Here is a 19,598-nt window from a genome sequence, read left to right as displayed (position 1 = left end):
TCAGATTGCGGGGTGCAGGTCGCGGACCGGGCTCAGCGACTCCAGCAGTGAGGCGATGTGCAGGATCGTCGACTCCGCGTGCCAGTTGGCCACCAGCTGCACGCCGATGGGCATGCCGTCGCTGGCCGTGCCGAAGCGCATCGACAGGGCCGGCAGGCCGGTCAGGTTGAACGGGACCGTTGTCGAGCTCACGTGGAACGCGTCTACCGTCTGGCCGTCCACGGTCGTCTTCGTGAGCCCGTGCTCGTGCGCGGGGAACGTCGTCACCGGCAGCAGCAGCAGGTCGTACCCCTGGAAGTATTCGCTGAAGCCGTCCCGCAGCCGCTCGCGGCCCTCGTCCGCGTCCACGTAGTCCGCCACCGGAATATCGGGCAGGCCCATCAAGGTCTTGGAATACAGGAACATCTCGTCCTCGTGACCCGCGGTGACCTCCCGCACCGGAGGCTTCATCTCCATGCGGTGCTCCCGCATCCACAGGTCGAGCGGGTTGTCCCGTTCGAGGGCCGGAATGCTCACCGCGTCGACCTGGGCTCCCGCTGCCTGCAGCGCGTCGGCGGCCGCCCGCACCGTTGCCGCAACCTCCGGGTCGGTCGGGCCGAGTCCCGAGTCGACGAGCCAGCCGACGCGGACGGGGCGGTCCGGTGTCTCGCCCAGGCCGGCGTCGAACTCGCGCGGGAAGTCGGAGTAGCCGTCGAAACCGTCCGGACCGGCCAGGACGGAGTACGCCAGTTTGAGGTCGCGGATGGAGCGGGCCATCGGGCCGGCGTGCCAGTCACGGCGCGGCTCGCGCGGCCAGATCCCCGTCATCGGGACACGGCCGTGGGTCGCCTTGAGCGCCATGATGCCGGTGTCGGCCGCCGGCCCGCGCAGCGAGATGGACAGGTCGCTGCCGATGCCGAGCGGGGACATCCCGGCCGCGATCGCCGCGGACTCGCCGCCGCTGGAACCGCCGGGGGAGCGGTCGAGGTCCCAGGGGTTGTTCGTCCGGCCCGTCAGGAGGTTGTCGGACTCGATCCAGTACGAGAACTCCGGCAGGTTGGTCTTCGCCAGCAGGATCGCGCCGGCGTCCTTCATGCGTGCCACGGCAGTGGCGTCGGTGTCCGGGACCCGGCCCGCGAAGATCGGCGATCCGCGTTGGGTGGCCACCCCGGCGGTGTCGAACGAGTCCTTGGACGTGAAGGGCACGCCGTGCAGGGGACCCACCGATGCGCCCGTCGCGAGCTTGGAATCCGCTGCGCGCGCGGCATCCAGCGCACCGTCGGCGAGCGTGACGACGGCATTGGTCTTCGAGTCGACCGCCTGGATGCGGTCCAGGTGCGCCTGCACCACCTCGACCGAGGACACCTTCCTGGTGCGGATCAGCTCGGCGATCTCGGTCGCGTCGAAGTGGTTGAGGTCGGTGGCCATGGTGATTCCCCTCTCGGGCCGGTGGTGACGCTGCGTACAAGATCCGTTACTCTTAGATTACGTTCCTCATCTGAGGCTCGCAACCGTTTATATGAAAATCGTCATCTAAGCTGGAAGCTATGAGTCGGGTGTCGCAAGCACAGGCGAAGGAGAACCGCCGGCGGGTCGTCGAGACGGCCACACGGCTGTTCCGTGAGCGCGGCGTGGCCCAGGTGAGCGTCGCGGACGTGATGGCGGGTGCGGGCCTGACGCATGGCGGCTTCTACAAGCACTTCGCGTCGAAGGACGCCCTCGCCGTCGAGGCGTTGAACCAGGGGCTGGCCGAGGTCGGCAGGCGGCTGGACAACATCGGCGAGCCCGGCGACGAGAGCAGCCGCGCCGGCTTCCTGGACTACTACCTCTCGCCGGAACACCGCGACTCCCCGGGCGAGGGCTGCCCGCTCGCCGGCTTCGCGCGCGACATGCCCGCCGCCGACCCCGACGTCGCCGCCGCCTACGCCGAGGGAGTCGCGTACTACGCGGGCAAGCTCGGTGACACGGCCGCTGTGAGCACGGCTGTGGGCGCCCTGCTCCTCGCCCGGGCCACCGCCGGCACCGAGCTCAGCGACCGCATCCTCACCGAGGCACTCGCCTCCCTGTCGGCAAACCGCTAGCCAAAGAACGCAGCCAGCTCGGCGGCGAGGGCCTCGGGCTGTTCCTCCGCGATGTAGTGACCGGTGTCCTCGATGGTCACGTAGCGGGCGGTGTCGGGGAACTGCGCCGCGAGCTCCGACTTGAGGAACGGGAGCGTGAAGCTGTTGCCCAGCACCAGGACCGGCATGGTGAGCGGCCGGTAGGTCGCGTTGTCGGCGATGTCCTGGTGGTAGGCGCCGTACGTGGCGAACGCCGCCGTCACCGCCTCGGGCGACGCGTACGCCTGGGCATAGATCTCCCGGTCCTGCTCGGTGATCTTCTCGGGGTGCACCGCGAAGTGGTCGGCCGCCCAGTCGATCACCGGCCGGAACCGCCCCGCGAGGAGCTTCGCCGGCAGTCCGTCGATCTGGCTGAGCGGATACCACCAGGTGTTCCCCGCGCCGGGCGGCGGGAAGGCCTGGATGGTCGCGTGGGACGGGCCGAACGGCCCGCTGTCCCAGAGCGCCAGCTTCGCGGTGGCCGATGGGTGGTTCGCGGCGAACGTGTACGCGACCATCCCGCCCATGTCACCGCCGGCGATGTTGACCTTGTCGTAGCCCAGCGCGCGGACCAGCTCGTAGACGTCCTTCGCCATGGTCTTCTTGTCGTACCCGTCGGCGGGCTTGTCCGATCCGCCCTGGCCCCGGTAGTCCACGGCGATGACGCGGTAGCGCTTCACGAGCTCGGACATGATGCCGTGGAGGGCGTGCGTGGTGCGGGGGAAGCCGTCCAGCAGGACGAGCGGCTCGCCGGCACCACCGATCTCGTAGTGCAGTCGCACCCCGTTGGCCACGGCGTAGCCGTGCTCGAAGCCGTCGAGGTCGGCCTTCGCGCCGAACTCCTGGTCGGACGGGCCGGTGTAGGCGTTCATGTGGGTGATCAGACCCTCGTCGTCGAAGTCCATGACGTCGAGCGACCGGACCTGAACAGGTACGCCGTCGACGACCGTCCGGAGGGAGAAGGCCATCGCCGCGGAGGAGCCGTGTGACGTGCGGACCGGAGTGTCCAATGTGAACGTCGAGCCGGCCGGGATCTGCGTGAACATCACGGGCAGGCGGTCGTGCGCGGCGGCGACGCCCGTGCCCACGGGGTCCTCCAGCGTGCTGCCCTGCGCGAACAGGGCGAGCGCCGCGTCGACATCCAGGTTGTTGAGCGCGTCCAGATAGCTGTGCAGTGCGGTGCGCATGAGGTCTTCGGTAGGCATGGTGCGGACTCCTTCGATATGGGAGTGGAACTCTCGTTTCACCATAGCCAAAGTCGGAGTCGTGCTACCATTTCGTGCATGAGAGCTGCCGCACAGGCCTCGGCGCCGCGCAAGGACCAGGTGCGCAACCGGCAACGGCTGGTCGAGGCGGCAGTGGCGGTCTTCCGGGAGCGCGGCGGCCCCGACGTCAAGCTCGACGAGGTGGCACACCGGGCCGGCATGGCGGTGAGCAGCCTCTACCGGCACTTCCCGAGCAAGGACGACCTCATCGAGGCGGCGCTCACCGAGATGATGCGCCCGGCCCAGGAGGCCGCCGACCGGGCCGCGCTGCTCCCGGATCCACGGGAGGCGTTCCGCACGATGTTCACGGAGAGCTGCACGATGCCGGAGGCCGAGGGAAACACCTTCAACGCACTGGCGTACGCCAGCGGCCGCACCGTGACACACGCCTTGAGCCTGCTCGAGAACGTCGTGGCGCCGGCGACGACCCGCCTGCGCGCCGCCGGCGGGCTGCGTGAGGGCCTCACCGTCGACGACGTCGCGACGTTCCTCCGCATGGCGAAGGTGACCGACACCCCCGAGCAGCGTGCCGTGGCACTCGACGTCCTGCTCGCCGGAATGTTGTCGACGCCGTGAGAGGGTGTGCATGCCGTTGAGCGCGCATCACCTTCGAGCCTCGGTCGCCGTCTCCGACATCGGGGAGGCGGTCGCGTTCTACGAAGGCAAGTTGGGACTTCAGCCGTTGTGGTCAGGACCCAGCGCCAGGATCACTGACGGCGGTCGCGTCTACGGTGCAGGTGGCGGGCCGGCGCTCAACGTCTACCAGTCGGCCACCGCGGGGCAGTCCGCGGCGACCCTGGCGACGTGGTACGTCGACGACCTCGACCAGATCGTCGACGAGCTCGTGTCGGCCGGGGTCGAGCTCACCCGCTACGAGCAGTTCGACCACGACGCCAAGGGGATCACCGCGCGGGCCGGTGGTGGCCGGATCGCGTGGTTCCAGGACCCGGACGGCAACACGTTCGCTGTCGAGGCCGACCTATGAGGCGGGCGCGCGGCCGGCCTGGCGCTTGGTGACTTCCTGGAGCGTCCAGCCGTTCCCGTCGGGGTCGGCGAACGAGGCGTACGACTCGTAGCTGTTCCGTTCGGGGTCCGGTCCCGGGATGCGTGCCTCGGGCTGGAACACGGCAGCCGCACCACCGTGGTAGACCTCCGTGATGTCGACGCCGCGTTCGGCCATCTCGTTGCGCGCCGCGACGATGTCCGGGGTCGCCAGTTCGAGGTGGCGCATGGAACCTGGCGGTGCGGGCATCGGCAGGCCGAACACGATCGACGCGTGGCCGTCGCCGGTCGGCGTGATCTCCACTACGTGGGAGTTCTCGTCCTTGATTTCGATGTCGACTCGCCAGCCGAGTCGGTCGCGATAGAACTCCACGGCTCTGTCGACGTCCGACACCGGGATGCTGACGACCTCAAGATTCACGTTCATCGTTCGTCTCCTGTCCGTGTCAAGCGGACCGAACTCAGCGTAGTTCCTCTCCAGCGCTGGTGAACGACGAACGCTGCCTTCCCAACGGGCAAGTTCTTACACCATCCACATAGGACTGCCGACGAGTGTATCGTTGGTCGTTGGCCCCCCGCCCGATGGAGGGGAGTGCGACATGTCTGTCACGACCGCGGGGATCCGGCCGTTTGTGGTCGAGACCTCTGATGCCGAGCTCGTGCGCCTGCACGACCGCATCACCGCGACCCGCTGGCCGCACGAGGAACTCGTCGAAGACCGCTCGCAAGGAGTGCAGTCCGCGACGATGCACCAGCTTGCGGACTATTGGGCGGGCGACTACGACTGGCGACGGTGCGAGGCGAAACTCAACGCGTTGCCGCAGTTCAAGACCGAGATCGACGGGGTCGATGTGCACTTCATCCACGTGAAGTCGCCGCACCCGAACGCGTTGCCGCTGATCATGACGCATGGCTGGCCCGGCTCGGTCATCGAGCTGCTCGAGACGGTCGGCCCACTCACCGATCCGACCGCGTACGGCGGACGCGCCGAGGACGCCTTCGACCTGGTGCTGCCGTCGATGCCCGGCTACGGCTTCTCGGGCGAGCCCGCTGACCTCGGCTGGAACGCCGGCCGCGTCGGGCTTGCCTGGGCGGAGCTGATGCGGCGCCTCGGCTACACCCGCTACGTCGCACAAGGCGGCGACGTGGGGGCCGCCGTCACCGACGCGATGGGTCGCCAAGGCCCCGACGGGCTGCTCGGCATCCACATCAACGTGCTGTTGACCGTGCTCAGTGGACCCCAGCCGACGAAATCCAAGGCGGAACGGGCCGCGCAGGCGCAGGTCGACACGTTCAGGGCGAACGGCTCCGGCTACTTCCTCGAGATGGTCACGCGGCCGCAGACGATCGGCTACGCCCTCGTCGACTCACCCGTGGCTCTGGCGGCGTGGATGCTCGACCACGACACGGACAGCTATTACAAGATCTCCAGCGCGTTCGTCGACGGCGAGCCGGCGGGCAACCTGACCCGGGACCACATCGTCGACAACATCACGCTGTACTGGCTGACCGGCACCGCCGACTCCGCCGCCCGGTCGTACTGGGAGGACGGACGTGTCCTGGCCGCGACGCTCGAGTCGGGCCAGGCTCCTCCGGACGTCTCGGTGCCCGTCGGCTTCACCACGTTCCCCGGCGAGGTCTGGGCCGCGCCACGGAGCTGGGTCGAGCAGTCTTACCCGAGCCTCACCTACTTCAACGAGGCCGACCGGGGCGGCCACTTCGCCGCCTGGGAAGAGCCGGAGCTGTTCGCGAGCGAGGTGCGCGCCGCGTTCCGGTCCCTCCGATAAGTCAGGCGTCGGCTGTCTCCGCCATCAGCTCGGCCGGTGCCGAGTCGAGCAGGGCCCGGGTCGTGTAGGAGATGTGCTTGGTCAGCGCCGCCACCGCCTGTTCCTCGTCGCGGGCCAGCACCGCGTCGCGCAGCGCGCGGTGCTCGCCGGGGATGTCCCGCGTGTCCTCGCTGCCCAGGTGGCGTGACCACCGCCGGTAGAGCTCCGAGGCGTCGCGCAGCGATGCCGCGATGTCGCGGAGCCGCCGGCTGGGGCAGCCTTCGAGGACCGCGGCGTGGAACGCGGCGTGTGCGGTCGCCCAGTCCTCGTTGACGGCGCGCGGCTGGACCACTGCCAGTTCTGGCGTGCGGTCCAGCGTGTGGAATGCGGCGACGACGCGGGACTCCCACGCGAGGTCGCCGTGGTTGATCGCGTGTCGTAGGCAGAGCGTCTCGATGTCGATCCGCGTGCTCGTCAGGTCGCGCAGGTCTTCCTCGGAGACCGGCGTGACCCGGAAGCCGAGCTGCGGCTCCGAGAGCACGAGGCCCTGCTCGACGAGCCGGGACAGCGCCTCTCGGAGGACGCCGACGCTCGTGCTGTAGCGGGCGCCGAGGTCGGCGAACGGCAGCCGCTGACCGGGGAGCAGTCGGCCGGTCAGGATGTCGCCGCGGAGGTTGGCGTAGATGCGCTCCGCGCGGGTCTCACCACGTGGCATGGTTGACAGTGTAGGAGAAATTTGAGACATCGGCACAATCTCGAAACCTGAGCCGGATGTCGAACCTTCGCCGCGGGCCGCATAAACCGTGCTCAGACCCGGTTCAGTGTGCCGAAACCCGCCCGAACGCGCCGTACGACCCCCGCCGAGCGTCGCCAATCTGACCCTTTCGTGGCCACAAGACCGGCAAACCGGATACCCCACTTTCAGTGAAGGTGACGGTTGAAGTAACAGATCCCCTTGAGGATTCGAAAATGTATTGACACCTCGAACGTCGGCTGAACATACTCGGCGATCAAAGGGGCCCGGTTGAACGGGCGGCTTTGACCGACGAGGAGCGTGGGCCATGGCGATCCAGCGAGTCGAGGTTTTCCAGCTCAGATCGCCGATCTCCGCGCCCACGGGTCCGTCCGGCGCCACCTACCGCGAACGGCGCAGCGTGCTCGTCCGGCTCCGCGACGGCGACGGCCTCGACGGCTGGGGCGAGACCTACGCCCGCGCCGGTGTCGCCGCGGTCATCGAAGAGGTCGGCGCGCTGCTGATCGGCCGTGACGCCGCCGATGCCCGGCCGCTGCTCGACACGCTGCGCGTCGCGACCGGCGACGGCCTCGCGATCAGCGCACTCGCCATCGCACTCGACGACCTGCGCGCCCGCCGCCTCGGCGTGCCGGTCTCCACGTTGTACGGCGGTCGCCGGCGCGACAGCGTCCGCGGTTACGCGTCCAGCGGTGGCTACATCGACGGGGTCGACCCCGAGCAGAGCTGGCCCGCCGAGGTCGCCGCCGCGGTCGCCGACGGCTTCACCGCCTGCAAGATCCGGATCGGCCGGTTCGCGCCGACCCGCGAGCTGCCGGTCCTCGCGAAGGTCCGCGACCAGGTCGGCCCCGACGTGGAGCTGATGGTCGACGCCAACGGCGCATACACCGTGCCGCGTGCCCGCGAGGTCGCCCGTGGCCTCGCGGAGCTGCACTTCCGCTGGCTGGAGGAGCCGCTGATCCGGTTCCGCGGCGGCCTGGCCTACCCCGGCTACGAGCACCTCGGCGGCCTCGGCATCGCGATCGCGGCGTACGAGGGCCTGGAGACCCGGGGCGCGTTCGACTCGTACCTGAACCACACGCCGATCGACATCGTCCAGCCGGACGTGGCGATCTGCGGCGGCATCGGCGAGCTGTTGTTCGTCGCCGAGCTGGCCGCCCTGCGCGGCCGGCAGTGCGTTCCGCACGCCTGGGGCGGCGCGGTGCTGCTGGCCGCCACTCTCCAGGCGATCAGCCTTCTGCCCGAACCATCCGAACTGAACGGACCGGAGTCACCCGTGCTCGAGGTGGACCGGTTCGAGAACCCGATGCGCACCCGGCTCGCACATGAGCCGCTCACTCTCACCGGCGGGCGGATGCCCATCCCGGACGGTCCCGGCCTCGGCATCACCGTCGACGAGGACTTCGTTCGGCACGCCGCCGCCGGCTGACACACCACGCACGTACTGATCGCGATCGGAGACCCCCCTCATGACGAATGTGATCAATCGACGGACGATGCTGAAGACGGGTGCTGGCGCGGCACTCGGCGTCGGGCTCCTCGGGCTCGCCGCCTGCGGCGACGACGGCGGGTCGGCACCGGTCGCCGCCGGCGCGGCGGGGTCGCCCAAGAAGGGCGGCACGCTGCGCTGGGCCGTGGCCGCGGGCAACGCGACGCAGGTCCCCGACCCGGCCAAGGCCGGCGGCACGATGCCGCTGCTGATCGCCACCAACTGCTACGACACGCTGGTGCGGGCCGACGAGAACTACACTCTGACGCCGGCCCTGGCCACCGAGTGGTCGTCCACACCGGACGCTCTGACGTGGACGTTCAAGCTCCGGCCGGGCGTCAAGTTCCACGACGGCAGCCCGCTGACCGCGCAGGACGTCGTCTACTCGTTCAAGCGGATCCTCGACCCGGCCCTGGCCGCGGTCGGCCTCGCCCAGATCGGGCCCTACCTGCAGGCGTCCGGGATCGCGGCCGCCGACCAGAGCACGGTGAAACTGACGCTGACCAAGGCCAACGCGTTCATCCCCGTGATGGTGTCGCACGCCTGCTTCAGCATCGTCAAGGACGGCACCACCGACTTCAGCAAGGGCAACGGCACCGGGCCGTTCACGCTGGCCGGCTTCGACGCCGCCGCCCGCACCTCGCTGGCCCGGTTCGACGGCTACTGGCAGGACAACAAGCCCTACCTCGACGCGATCCAGATCGTCGTCATCGCCGAGGACGCCACCCGCCTGCAGGCGGTCACGTCCGGCAGCCAGGACGTCGTCGACAACATCACCGGCGCCAACACGCTCCTGCTCAAGGGCAGCGTCGAGCCCTACATGCTCAAGCACGGCGGCTGGGTCGGGCTGACCATGTTCGGTGACACCTCGCCGTTCGACAACCGCAAGATCATCGAGGCGATGCAGTACGCCGCCGACCGCAAGAAGATCATGTCGGTTGTCGCGCCCGGCATCGACATCATCTCGCCCGACATCCCGATCCCGCCCGGGGACCCGTTCTTCCCGTCCGGCATGCAGCCGCGCCCCTACGACCCCGACCGGGCCAAGGCGCTGCTCAAGGAGGCGGGCGTCAGTGGCAACTTCACCTTCGACGTCTACGCGTACGAGGGCGACAAGCTCGACACCGCGGTGAGCTTCAAGAGCACCGCGGAGGCCGGCGGCATCAACGCCAACGTGATCACCTGGCCGCACGCCACCTTCTTCACCGACATCTTCAAGAAGAAGCCGGCGATCGGCATCAGCGTGGCCCGCCTGCACGTCTCGCAGGCCCTGCCCCGGCTCTACAGCAAGGGTGGTGACCTCAACATCACCCACTTCAGCAACCCGCAGTTCGACGAGCTCGTCTCACAGGCGACCGCGACGGCCGACGAGGCCAAGCAGAAGCAGCTCTTCAGCGACGCGCTGACGCTCGTCAACGACGGCGCGGCCAACGTCATCCCCGGCTGGGAGGGCCAGGTGTACGGGAAGAACAAGCGTGTCCAGGGGCTCGACGCGTCCAACGGCGCGCACATGTACCTGGCCGGCGCGCACCTCAGCTAATGACCGACACCGCACAGCAGGCCGGGCGTCCTCGCACGACGAGGGCGCCCCGCCGCCTGCCCTACCTCGTCCGGCAGCTCATCACGCTGCTGGTGACGCTCTTCGCGATCACCATCGTGATCTTCGGGCTGACCGCGATCGCCGGCGACCCCGCCCGCGACATCCTCGGCCAATACGCCACCGACGAGCAGGTGGTCGCGTTCCAGCACCTGCACCACCTCGACCAGCCCGTCGTGCTGCGTTACCTGGAGTGGCTCGGCGGCGTGCTCCGCGGCGACCTCGGCACCTCGTACCAGTCGAACGGCCCGGTCTGGGACGTCATCTCGCCGCGACTCGGCCCGTCGGTCGTGCTGGTGCTGCTCTCCTGGGTGCTCACCGTCGTCATCTCGGTGCCGATCGGGCTCTGGTCGGGCGTCCGCCTGCGTGGCAAGCGCGACGCCTCGCTGACGTTCGTGACGCTGATCGTCGCGGCGTTCCCGGAGTTCGTCCTCGGCCTGATGCTCGCGATCCTGCTCGGAGTCTGGCTCGCCTGGCTCCCGGTCGACTCGACCGCCGTCAGCTACGGCGGCCTGTTCGACAGCCCGTCCGCGTACGTGCTGCCAGCCATCACGATCGCGCTCGGCACGATCCCGTACATCATCCGGCTCATGCGGGCGAACGCCCGCGAGGTGGCGTCGGAGACCTACGTGCGGGCGGCGGTGCTGCGCGGTGTCACCGAGCCGTCCCTGTCGCTGCGGCACATCCTGCCCAACGCGGCCCCGCCGGTGGTCACCGCGCTGGGCCTCCAGTTCGCCGGTCTGATCGGAGGCGTGGTGGTCGCGGAAACCCTGTTCGGCTTCCCCGGGATGGGCCAGTTGCTCGCCCAGTCGGCGGCCTCCCGGGACGCACCGGTGGTCGAGGCCCTGGCACTGATGATCGGCGCACTGTTCGTGGTCGCCAACCTGGCCGCCGACGCGATCGTGGTCTACGTGACCCCCAAGCTCCGGGACACGGTCCGATGAGCGCGGATGTGCTGAACACCGTTACGGCGGCGGACGTGTCGGTGCCGCGCCAGCGCAGTCTGCGGGGCTTCCTCGCGATCCCGCAGGGCGGGTTCGGGGTTGGGCTGTTGCTGCTGCTCCTGGTGCTCGTCGTGATCGGGCCGTTCATCGCGCCCGACTCGCCCAACGAGATCAGCGACCAGCCGATCCTCGGCCCGTCTGCACAGCACTGGCTGGGCACCGACTCCTACGGCCGCGACATCCTCAGCCGGGTGCTGCACGGCGGCGCGTCGGTGATCCTGCTGCCGCTGGTCGCGGTCTCCGCCGCGATGGTGGTGGCCACGCTGGTCGGCCTGGTCTCCGGCTACCTCGGCGGCAAGGTCGACTCGGTGGTCACCTGGGCCATCAACATCGCGCTGGCGATCCCGTCGTACCTGGCCGTGCTGGTCGTCGTCGCGGCCTTCGGCGGTGGCGGGGCGGTGGTGGTCACCGCGGTCGCGGTGGTCTACGCCCCCTACATCACGCGGGTCATCCGGTCGGCCACGCAGGCGATCGCGCCCCGCGAGTTCGTGCTGGCCGCCCGCGCCCGCGGCGAGACGCTCGGCTGGATCCTGTTCCGCGAGATCACGCCGAACATCGGGCCGACGCTGCTCGTCGAGATCGCGCTGCGGTTCACGTACGCGATCATGTTCATCGCCTCGCTGAGCTTCCTCGGCCTCGGCGTCCAACCGCCCAGCGCCAACTGGGGCGTGATGGTGGCGCAGAACCGGGCGCTGCTGCTGGTGTCCCCGGTCGGCGTGCTCGTGCCCGCGCTGCTGATCGGCGTGCTGGCGATCGCCGTCAACCTCATCGCCGACGCGCTGACCCAGTTCTTCGGCGACCGCATCCACGAACGGCTGATGGTATGACGACGACGCAGACCACCCGCCAGGACGGCGACCTGGCCGCCGAAGGCCTGTCCGTCGGCTACCGGGCCCGGACCGGGCTGACCCAGGTGCTGGCCGACGTGTCCGTCCAGCTCCACTCCGGACGGATCCTCGGGCTGGCCGGGGAGTCCGGGTCCGGCAAGAGCACGCTCGCCCTCTCCCTGCTGGGCTACCGGGTGTCCGGCCAGGAGATCCTGGCCGGCCGGGTCGCGTTCGACGGCCGCGACCTCGACCGGGCGTCCATCAAGGAGCTGCGCAAGGTGTGGGGTGCGCGGCTCGCCTACCTGCCGCAGGACACCGCGACCTCGCTCAACCCGGCGCTGACCATCCGCCGCCACTTCGTCGAAGGGCTGCGCCGGCACCGGGGCCTCGACAACGCCGCCGCGCTCGCCCGCAGTGCCGAATGGCTGGCGCGGGTGGAGATCCCGGAGCCGGAGAACGCGCTGCACAAGTACCCGCACCAGTTCAGCGGCGGGCAGCAGCAACGGATCGCGCTCGCGCTGGCCCTCTCGGTCGATCCCGAGGTGCTGATTCTCGACGAGCCCACGACCGGGCTCGACGTCGTCACCCAGGCGCACGTGAACCGGCTCATCGTCACGCTGGCCCGGGACGCCGGCATCGCCGCGCTCTACGTGAGCCACAACCTGGCGCTGCTGGCCACGGTCTGCGACGAGCTGGCCATCATGTACGCCGGCCAGATCGTCGAACAGGGCGTGGCGTCCGCGGTGTACGCGGCGCCGCGGCACCCGTACACGGCGGCGTTGATCGGTGCCGTGCCGACGATCGCGTCGGACCGTCCGCTGCACGGCATCCCGGGCATCCCGCGGCCGTCCGTGCCGGTGCACACGTGCGGGTTCGCGGAGCGGTGCAAGTTCCGCACGGACGCCTGCGACACGGACATCCCGCTGGTCACCCTGGCCGAGGACCGCGCCGCCCGGTGCGTCCGGCTGGCGGAGTTGCCGGCGTTCGACCCGGGTGCCGACCACGCACCCGCGACGGTCGTGGACCGCGCCGCGCCGGCCAAGGAGCTGGACGCGATCCTCACCGTCGACAACGTCGGCGTCGTGTTCGCCCGGCCCGGTTCCGGCGAGCCGTTCGTCGCCGTCGACGACGTCTCGGTGCGCGTGCCGGCGGGCCGGGCGCTGGGCATCGCGGGGGAGAGCGGCAGCGGCAAGTCCACGCTGCTGCGGTCGATCGCCGGCCTGGTGCGCCCGTCGTCCGGCACGATCAGCTACCGCGGCGCGGCCCTGGCCGGCACGGCCGGCGAGCGGCCGGTCGCGCTGCGCCGGGCCATCCAGATCGTCTTCCAGAACCCGGACGCCACCCTCAACCCGCGACACACGGTCTACCAGTCGCTGGAACGGCCGCTCAAGCTGTTCCGGCCCGACATCGCCAAGCGCGGACGGCGAGAGGCGGTGGCGGCGATGATGCGCCAGGTGCGGCTCGCGCCGGACCTGGTCGACCGCTACCCGCGCAACCTGTCGGGCGGGCAGCGGCAGCGGGTCGCGATCGCGCGGGCCCTGCTCGCCGAGCCCGAGGTGCTGCTCTGCGACGAGGTCACGTCGGCGCTCGACGTGTCCGTGCAGGCCTCGATCCTGGAGCTGCTGGTGGGGCTCCAGGCCGAGCGGGACCTGACGGTGGTCTTCGTGACCCACGACCTGGGCGTGCTGCGGGCGGTCGCCGACGAGGCGATCATCCTGCAGAACGGGGCGATCCGGGAGGAAGGGCCGACCACCCGGCTGCTGCGCGAGCCGAGCCATCCGTACACGAAGGAGCTCATCGCGGCCGTGCCGGACCCGGAGCGGGCGAACGAGTTCCTGAGTGGAGGGTCCTGACCGTGCATCCCGCCGCGCGGGCCGAGTTCGCGCCCCTCGACCGCACCTACCTCAACACGGCCGGCTACGGACTGCCGACCCACCGCACCGTGTCCGCGGTGACCGACGCGCTCGCCGCGTGGCAGGCCGGGTCGGCCGACTGGGTACGCGACTGGGACGCCCCGGCCGAACGCGCCCGAGCCGCCGCCGGCCCGCTGCTCGGGGCGCCGGTCGACGAGATCGCGCTGCTGCCCGCCGTGTCCGTCGGCGCGGGCGTGGTGCTCGGCTCGCTCTCCGCGGGCGAGGAGATCCTGGTGCCGGAGGGCGAGTTCGCCTCGGTGCTGCTGCCCGCCCTGGTCGTCGCGCGGGCCCGGGGCGTCCACGTGCGGCAGGTGCCGTTCGACACGCTCGCCGACGAGGTCCGGCCCTCGACGACCCTCGTGGCGACCAGCCAGGTGCGGTCCAACGACGGGCGGGTGCAGGACCTGGCTGCGGTCGCGACGGCGGCCCGTGCGGTCGGCGCGGCGGTGCTGGTCGACGCCACGCACGCGGCCGGTGTGCTGCCCGTCGACGCGGAGGCGCTCGGACTCGACTACGTGCTGGTCGCCGCGTACAAGCACCTGCTCTGCCCGCGCGGTGTCGCGTTTATGCGGGTGGCCAGGGAACGCTGGGAGCAGGTGCCGGCCCTGGTCGCGTCGTGGCGCTCGGCCGGCGACGCGTACGCCCACTACTACGGCCCGGCGCTCGCCGACCTCGCGCCGACGGCGGCCCGTTACGACGTGTCGCTGGCCTGGCACGCCTGGGTCGGTGCGGTGCCCGCACTGGAGTTCCTGGCCGGCGTGCCGGCCGGCGAGCGCCGCGACTGGTGCGTGGGCCTCGCCGACGAGGCGGCCAAGCTGCTCGGGCTCCCGCCGACCGGCTCGTCCGTGCTGGCGGTGCCCGTGACCGAAGGTGCCCCGGCCGCATTGCGTGCGGCGAACATCGTGACGTCGGTGCCCCCCACCGGCGCCGCCGCCCTGATCCGCCTGTCCTTCCACCTCTACAACGACCTGTCCCAGGCCCGGCTCGTCGCGGACGTGCTGGCGCCGCACCTGGAAAGAGGGAGCACCCGATGAGCACGGTCGTGCAGCTCGAGTACGTCGGCGACCTCGCGCCCTACGACGAGGAGGAGGCCGCGCTGGCCGAGGCCGGCGCCGCGCTGAAGGTGGTGCGCGCGGCCGACGGCGACGCCCTCGTCGAAGCCGCCGCCGACGCCGACGTGATCTGGGTCGAGTGGACGCCGCACCTCACCCGCGACGTGCTGGAGCGGCTGCCCCGGCTGGGCCTCGCGATCCGCTGGGGCGTCGGCTACGAGCAGATCGACGTCGCCGCGGCCACCGAGCTCGGCATCGCCGTCGCCAACGCGCCCGCGTACTGCACCGAGGACGTCGCCGAGCACGCCCTCGCCATGCTCCTCGCGGTCTCCCGGCAGGTGGTCTACCGCGACCGCCAGGGCCAGCAGGGCCTGTGGCGGCACGGTCCGGCGCGGCAGAAGCGGCTGGCGGGCAGCACGGTCGGCGTGGTCGGCCTCGGCCGGATCGGCCGCCACGTGGCGCGGGTCGCGACGGCGTTCGGCGCCACGGTGCTCGGCTACGACCCGGTCGTCCGCTCCGACGACCCGGCGGTGCGGCAGGTCGGCTTCGAGGAGCTGCTGGCGGCGTCCGACTTCGTCAGCGTCCACGTGCCGCTCACGCCCGAGACACACCACCTGTTCGACGCGGACTCCCTGTCCCTGATGCGGCCGGACGCCGCACTGGTCAACACCAGCCGAGGCGGGGTGGTCAGCCAGGCCGCGCTCGTGGAGGCGCTCGACGCCGGCCGGATCGGCGCGGCGGCCCTCGACGTCTTCGAGCAGGAGCCGTTGCCGGCCGAGAACCCCCTGCGCGGCCGCGACAACGTCATCCTGACTCCGCACGAGGCCGCCAACTCGCCGCAATCCGGGCGGGACCTGCGCCGCGCGGTGTACGGCGCCACCGTGCAGTGGCTGCGCACGGGTTGGACCGACTCGATCGTCAACCCGCAGGTGCGCCCGCACGCAAGGGCGGCCCGCTGATGGCGCGGCGGGTGCTCGCCCAGGACGGCGAGATCATCCTTCGCGAGGTGCCCGATCCCGAGCTCGGGCCGGGCGACGTGCTCGTGCGGCCCCGCTACTCGGTGATCAGCCCGGGCACCGAACGTTCGATCGTGCGCGCCACCCGGACCAGTGTCGCGGAGGCGCACGAGTATCCGAACGCCGCGTACACCTGGCGCACCGTCCGGTCCTCCGCCGTGCGGGGTCAGACCCGGCTGCCGCACATGCCGCCCGACGACGCCGCCTCGCTGGGCTACAGCCTGGCCGGCACGGTCGTCGCGGTCGGTGCGGACGTGCTCGACCTGCGCCCCGGCGACCTGGTCGCGTGCAGCGGCAGCCAGTGCGCGTACCACTGCGACCTCGTCGCCGTGCCCCGCAACCTGACCGTTCCGGTGCCGGCCGGCGTCGACCTGGCGGCGGCCGCGCACGTCACGCTCGGCGCGGTCTCGATCGAGGCCCTGCGCCGCACCGAGTGCCGGTTCGGCGAGACCGTGGCGACTTTCGGCAGCGGCATGCTCGGCCTGCTGATCGCCCAGCTCGCGGCGTCGGCGGGCGTCTACGTCGTCGCACTCGACACGAACACGGCCAGGCTCGAGCTGGCGAGCCAGCTCGGCGCCGTCGCGACGCTGACCGACACCGGCGCGGGCGGGCTTTCCCGGGTGCGCGGCCTGACCGGCGGGTTCGGCGTCGACGCCGTCATCGTGGCGGCCGCCGACCCCGGCAGCACGCTGGTGAACTTCGCGTTCGACCTGCTGCGGCCCGGCGGGCGGGTGGTCGCGCTCGGCGACTTCGGGATGGACCTCGACCGGGCGCGGTTCTTCGGCGCGCAGGCGACGTTCGTGCCGTCGATCGCGTACGGGCCGGGCCGTTACGACCCGGTCTACGAGGAGAACAACGTCGACCTGCCGATCAGCGTCGTGCGCTGGACCGAGAACCGCAACATGGGCCACTTCGTGCGCCTGCTCGCCGAGGGGCGCGTCGACCTCGACGTGATGAAGGCGGTCCGGGTGCCGTTCGCGGACGCGCCCACGGCCTACCGGGCACTGTTCGCCGACGACTCGCCGCTGACCGCGGTGCTCGACTTCGGTGACTGACCTACGCTGGCTCGCCGACCCGCGGCTGTCTCCGGACGGCACGCGGGTCGCGTACGTCGAGGGCGCGCTCGACCCGGACGCGGACGCGGTGGTGTCCCGCGTCGGCGTGGTGCCGGCCGGCGGCGGGCCGACGCTCTGGCTGGGCGCCGGCACCGCGCCACGCTGGTCGCCGGACGGCCGGCAGCTCGCGGTGTCCCGCGGCGACGGGCTCTGGTTGGTCGACGCCGCCACCGGGTCGGGTCGGGAGCTGGCCCGGCAGGGTGGGGGACAGGTCACGGAGGCGGCCTGGTCCCCGGACGGCCGGCTCCTGGCGATCGCCCGCTCCGCCCTGGTCGACTCGCTCGGCGGGGTCCGGGTCGACGGGCTGCCCGGGCTCTACCGAAACCACCGCCGCGTCCAGGTCGTCGACGTGGACGGGCGTCCGCGCTGGACGCTGCCCGGCGACGCGCACGCTCCACAGTGGTCGGGGGAACGGCTCGCCTTTCTCACCGACCGGTTCGGTGGCTGGGGCGACCTGTGCGTCGCGACCGGACCTGACCAGATCGTCCGCGTCACCGACGGCGCCGGTCCCGTCCGCGGCTTCGCGTGGAGCCCCGACGGCGCCCGGCTGGCCTACCTCGGACACCGGCACGGCGACGCCGCGGACGTGAACCTGCGGTTGTTCCTGACCGATCCCGCCGTGGAGCTGACGGCGGACTGGACGTACGGGCTCGGCAACCCGGTCCGCGGCGACGACCCGCGTGGCACCGGCGACGCGCCCGTGGTGTGGTCGGCGGCCAGCGACCGGATCTACACGGAGGTCGCCGTCGGCGGGCGCGGGCCGCTGGCCTGGTTCGCACCCTCGTCCGGCCGCAGCGGCCGGGTCTTCGACGGCCCGCACACGTGCCTGTCGCCCACGGTCGGCGGCGGGCGGGTGGCGTTCGTCCGCAGCGACGCGCTCAACCCCGGCGACGTCCACGTGGCCGACGAGCCGACCGGCCGGTCCCTGGCGGTGACGGACGCGAACCCGGCCGCGGTGCGTGCCGCGGCGCCGATGACCCCGGTCGCGGTCGAGGCCGTCGACGCCTGGCTCACCGCGCACGACGGCGGCCCTCGGCCGTTGCTGGTCAACGTGCACGGTGGACCGCACGGCGCCGTCGGCTGGCGGCACACGGCCGAGGTGCAGCGGCTCGCGGCGCGCGGCTACGCGGTGCTGACCTTCAACCCGCGCGGCAGCCAGGGCTACGGCGAGGAGTTCGCGACCGCGATCCGCGGCGACTGGGGTGGCGTGGACTGGCAGGACGTCACGGCGGTGGTGAACGCGGCGGCCGCGCTGCCCGGCGTCGACCCGGAGCGGATGGCGATCTGGGGCGTCAGCTACGGCGGCTTCATGGCGCAGTGGGCGATCGCGCACACGAGCCGCTTCGCCTGCGCGATCAGCGAGAACGGCATCAGCGACTTCATGGCCGCCTGGCGCTCGCCGTTCTGGGACCTGCCGATGGGCGGCGCGCCGTGGAGCTCACCGCGGTACGTCGACCGGTCTCCGCTCGTGCACGCCGACCGGATCCGCACGCCGCTGCTGCTCGTCCACGCCGAGCACGACCAGGTCTGCCCGGTCGCACAGAGCGAACAACTACACGCGGCGCTGCGCCGGCTCGGGCGCGACGTCGAGCTGGTCCGGATCCCGGGGGAAGGTCACCTGATGAACCTGCACGGCCGCCCTTCCAACCGGGCCCGCCGCGCGGCGGCGGTCGACGCGTTCCTCGACCGCCACCTGAAGCCACCGACTCAGACGAACGCGTGAGCGGCGGCCACACACCGCTGGCGGATCGCGCCGATCCGCTCGATCGTGCTGATCACCTCGTCGCCCGGGCGCAGGAAGACCGGCGGCGTGCGGCCGGAGCCGACGCCCTCGGGCGTGCCCGTGAAGATGAGGTCGCCGGGCAGCAGCGGGCACACCGCCGAGAGGCGCGAGATGAGGCCCGGCACCGAGACGATCATGTCGCGGGTGCGGCCCGACTGCATCAGCGCGCCGTTGACGGTGCACTCCAGCAGCAGGTTGTCGACGTCGTCGAACTCGTCGAGGGTGACCAGCCACGGGCCGGTCGGGCCGAAGCCGGGGAAGGACTTGCCGAGGCTGAACTGCGGTGTCTGCCCGAGGGTCTGCACGCGCCGCTCCGAGTAGTCCTGCCCGACCGTGAGTCCGGCGATGTAGGACCAGGCGTCGTCGACGGCGACGTTGCTCGCCCGCCGGCCGACGACCGCGACCAGCTCGACCTCCCAGTCGACGGTGTCTCCCGGAATCGGAAGCTCGCCGTGCGGGCCGGTGATGCAGGTCGGGAACTTCGTGAAGGTGATCGGCACTTCCGGGATGTCGTAGCCCGCTTCGAGGGCGTGTGCGCCGTAGTTGAGGCCGATCGCGAACACCTGCGCCGGCCGTGGCGACGGAGCGCCGAGGGCGTCCTCGTCGACCGGTGTCGCGGCCGCGGCGTCGAGCCCGTCCGCCCACGCCGTGAACTCGGCCCAGCGTTCGTAGACCGCGGCGGGATCCGCGGAGAAATGGCCGGCGCTCGCGCGCTCGACGTCGATGCCGCCGACGGGCGTGAGGACGGTCAACCGGCCGGCGACGTTGGCAATCCGCATGTGCCGCTCCTTGCTTCGCGGGCCGGCCACCCGGCCCGCTTCAGCATCGGGCTCGGGTGTTCGACTAGTCAATAGAGTTTCGAAAATAAGCGATCATTTCCTTGAGTACGCCCGAGAGCGAAAGCTAGGCTGTCGATCGAACTCGTTCCACAGGGGAGGCA

At 71.3% G+C, this 19,598-nt stretch carries 18 protein-coding genes; 13 read left to right on the top strand and 5 right to left on the bottom strand.

Annotation, left to right across the window (positions count from 1 at the left end):
- Positions 1-1,407: an amidase gene (locus tag BLV39_RS27715; RefSeq protein WP_090799194.1), complete on the bottom strand. Its 1,407-nt coding sequence runs from the start codon at positions 1,405-1,407 to the stop codon at positions 1-3.
- A 119-nt stretch (positions 1,408-1,526) separates the two neighbouring features.
- Here BLV39_RS27715 and BLV39_RS27710 point away from each other — a divergent pair, with 119 nt between their 5' ends.
- Positions 1,527-2,060, top strand: coding sequence for a TetR/AcrR family transcriptional regulator (locus BLV39_RS27710; RefSeq protein ID WP_090799191.1), 534 nt, complete (start codon positions 1,527-1,529; stop codon positions 2,058-2,060).
- On the opposite strand, the gene BLV39_RS27705 is transcribed toward BLV39_RS27710, so the two are convergent.
- Entirely contained in the window at positions 2,057-3,283 is a 1,227-nt protein-coding gene (locus BLV39_RS27705; RefSeq protein ID WP_176985104.1) for an alpha/beta fold hydrolase, read from the bottom strand. The genes BLV39_RS27710 and BLV39_RS27705 overlap by 4 nt on opposite strands.
- Before the next feature lie 78 nt (positions 3,284-3,361).
- On the opposite strand from BLV39_RS27705, the gene BLV39_RS27700 reads away from it, so the two are divergent.
- Together BLV39_RS27700 and BLV39_RS27695 are read left to right on the top strand one after the other, a co-directional pair.
- A complete protein-coding gene (locus BLV39_RS27700; RefSeq protein WP_176985103.1) occupies positions 3,362-3,919 on the top strand; it encodes a TetR/AcrR family transcriptional regulator in 558 nt (185 codons plus the stop codon).
- Positions 3,920-3,929: 10 nt separating this feature from the next.
- A complete protein-coding gene (locus tag BLV39_RS27695) occupies positions 3,930-4,328 on the top strand; it encodes a VOC family protein (RefSeq protein WP_090799185.1) in 399 nt (132 codons plus the stop codon).
- Here BLV39_RS27695 and BLV39_RS27690 read toward each other — a convergent pair.
- Positions 4,323-4,772 (bottom strand): VOC family protein, encoded by a 450-nt coding sequence (locus BLV39_RS27690; protein WP_090799182.1) that lies wholly within the window; start codon positions 4,770-4,772, stop codon positions 4,323-4,325. The genes BLV39_RS27695 and BLV39_RS27690 overlap by 6 nt on opposite strands.
- Before the next feature lie 172 nt (positions 4,773-4,944).
- Between BLV39_RS27690 and BLV39_RS27685 the strand changes: the two genes are divergently transcribed.
- Positions 4,945-6,132 (top strand): epoxide hydrolase family protein, encoded by a 1,188-nt coding sequence (locus BLV39_RS27685; protein WP_090799179.1) that lies wholly within the window; start codon positions 4,945-4,947, stop codon positions 6,130-6,132.
- Between the two features lies 1 nt (position 6,133).
- Here BLV39_RS27685 and BLV39_RS27680 read toward each other — a convergent pair whose 3' ends face one another.
- The gene (locus tag BLV39_RS27680; protein WP_090799176.1) at positions 6,134-6,826 is read right to left on the bottom strand and encodes a GntR family transcriptional regulator; all 693 of its coding nucleotides are present in this window, start codon (positions 6,824-6,826) and stop codon (positions 6,134-6,136) included.
- Positions 6,827-7,172: 346 nt separating this feature from the next.
- Between BLV39_RS27680 and BLV39_RS27675 the strand changes: the two genes are divergently transcribed.
- From BLV39_RS27675 to BLV39_RS27635, 9 genes are read left to right on the top strand one after another with little or no spacing between them, the layout of a single operon-like run.
- The gene (locus BLV39_RS27675; RefSeq protein ID WP_090799172.1) at positions 7,173-8,291 is read left to right on the top strand and encodes a mandelate racemase/muconate lactonizing enzyme family protein; all 1,119 of its coding nucleotides are present in this window, start codon (positions 7,173-7,175) and stop codon (positions 8,289-8,291) included.
- Between the two features lie 40 nt (positions 8,292-8,331).
- Entirely contained in the window at positions 8,332-9,891 is a 1,560-nt protein-coding gene (locus tag BLV39_RS27670; RefSeq protein ID WP_090799169.1) for an ABC transporter substrate-binding protein, read from the top strand.
- Positions 9,891-10,892: an ABC transporter permease gene (locus BLV39_RS27665; RefSeq protein ID WP_090799166.1), complete on the top strand. Its 1,002-nt coding sequence runs from the start codon at positions 9,891-9,893 to the stop codon at positions 10,890-10,892. The genes BLV39_RS27670 and BLV39_RS27665 overlap by 1 nt, the downstream gene beginning before the upstream one ends.
- On the top strand, positions 10,889-11,779 hold the full coding sequence (locus tag BLV39_RS27660; RefSeq protein ID WP_090799163.1) for an ABC transporter permease: 891 nt from the start codon (positions 10,889-10,891) through the stop codon (positions 11,777-11,779). Before BLV39_RS27665 ends, BLV39_RS27660 begins: the two co-directional genes overlap by 4 nt.
- A complete protein-coding gene (locus BLV39_RS27655) occupies positions 11,776-13,632 on the top strand; it encodes a dipeptide ABC transporter ATP-binding protein (RefSeq protein ID WP_090799160.1) in 1,857 nt (618 codons plus the stop codon). Before BLV39_RS27660 ends, BLV39_RS27655 begins: the two co-directional genes overlap by 4 nt.
- 2 nt (positions 13,633-13,634) lie before the next feature.
- Complete coding sequence (locus tag BLV39_RS27650; protein WP_176985102.1) at positions 13,635-14,726, top strand: aminotransferase class V-fold PLP-dependent enzyme; 1,092 nt, start codon at positions 13,635-13,637, stop codon at positions 14,724-14,726.
- Complete coding sequence (locus BLV39_RS27645) at positions 14,723-15,703, top strand: C-terminal binding protein (RefSeq protein ID WP_090799157.1); 981 nt, start codon at positions 14,723-14,725, stop codon at positions 15,701-15,703. Before BLV39_RS27650 ends, BLV39_RS27645 begins: the two co-directional genes overlap by 4 nt.
- On the top strand, positions 15,703-16,815 hold the full coding sequence (locus tag BLV39_RS27640; protein WP_090799154.1) for a zinc-dependent alcohol dehydrogenase: 1,113 nt from the start codon (positions 15,703-15,705) through the stop codon (positions 16,813-16,815). The genes BLV39_RS27645 and BLV39_RS27640 overlap by 1 nt, the downstream gene beginning before the upstream one ends.
- Positions 16,808-18,598 carry a S9 family peptidase gene (locus BLV39_RS27635; RefSeq protein WP_090799151.1) on the top strand — a complete coding sequence of 597 codons (1,791 nt, stop codon included), beginning with the start codon at positions 16,808-16,810 and terminating at the stop codon, positions 18,596-18,598. Before BLV39_RS27640 ends, BLV39_RS27635 begins: the two co-directional genes overlap by 8 nt.
- Here the strand turns inward: BLV39_RS27635 and BLV39_RS27630 are convergent.
- Positions 18,583-19,437, bottom strand: a complete 855-nt coding sequence (locus BLV39_RS27630; RefSeq protein ID WP_090799149.1) for a fumarylacetoacetate hydrolase family protein — start codon at positions 19,435-19,437, stop codon at positions 18,583-18,585. The two genes, BLV39_RS27635 and BLV39_RS27630, sit on opposite strands and share 16 nt — an antisense overlap.
- Positions 19,438-19,598: the final 161 nt, after the last annotated feature.

Origin of the sequence: Asanoa ishikariensis (assembly GCF_900107455.1) — a bacterium.
GTDB lineage: Bacteria > Actinomycetota > Actinomycetes > Mycobacteriales > Micromonosporaceae > Asanoa > Asanoa ishikariensis.
The sequence above is the reverse complement of the archived record's forward strand: the minus strand, read 5'-3'. Positions and strand labels throughout refer to the sequence as shown.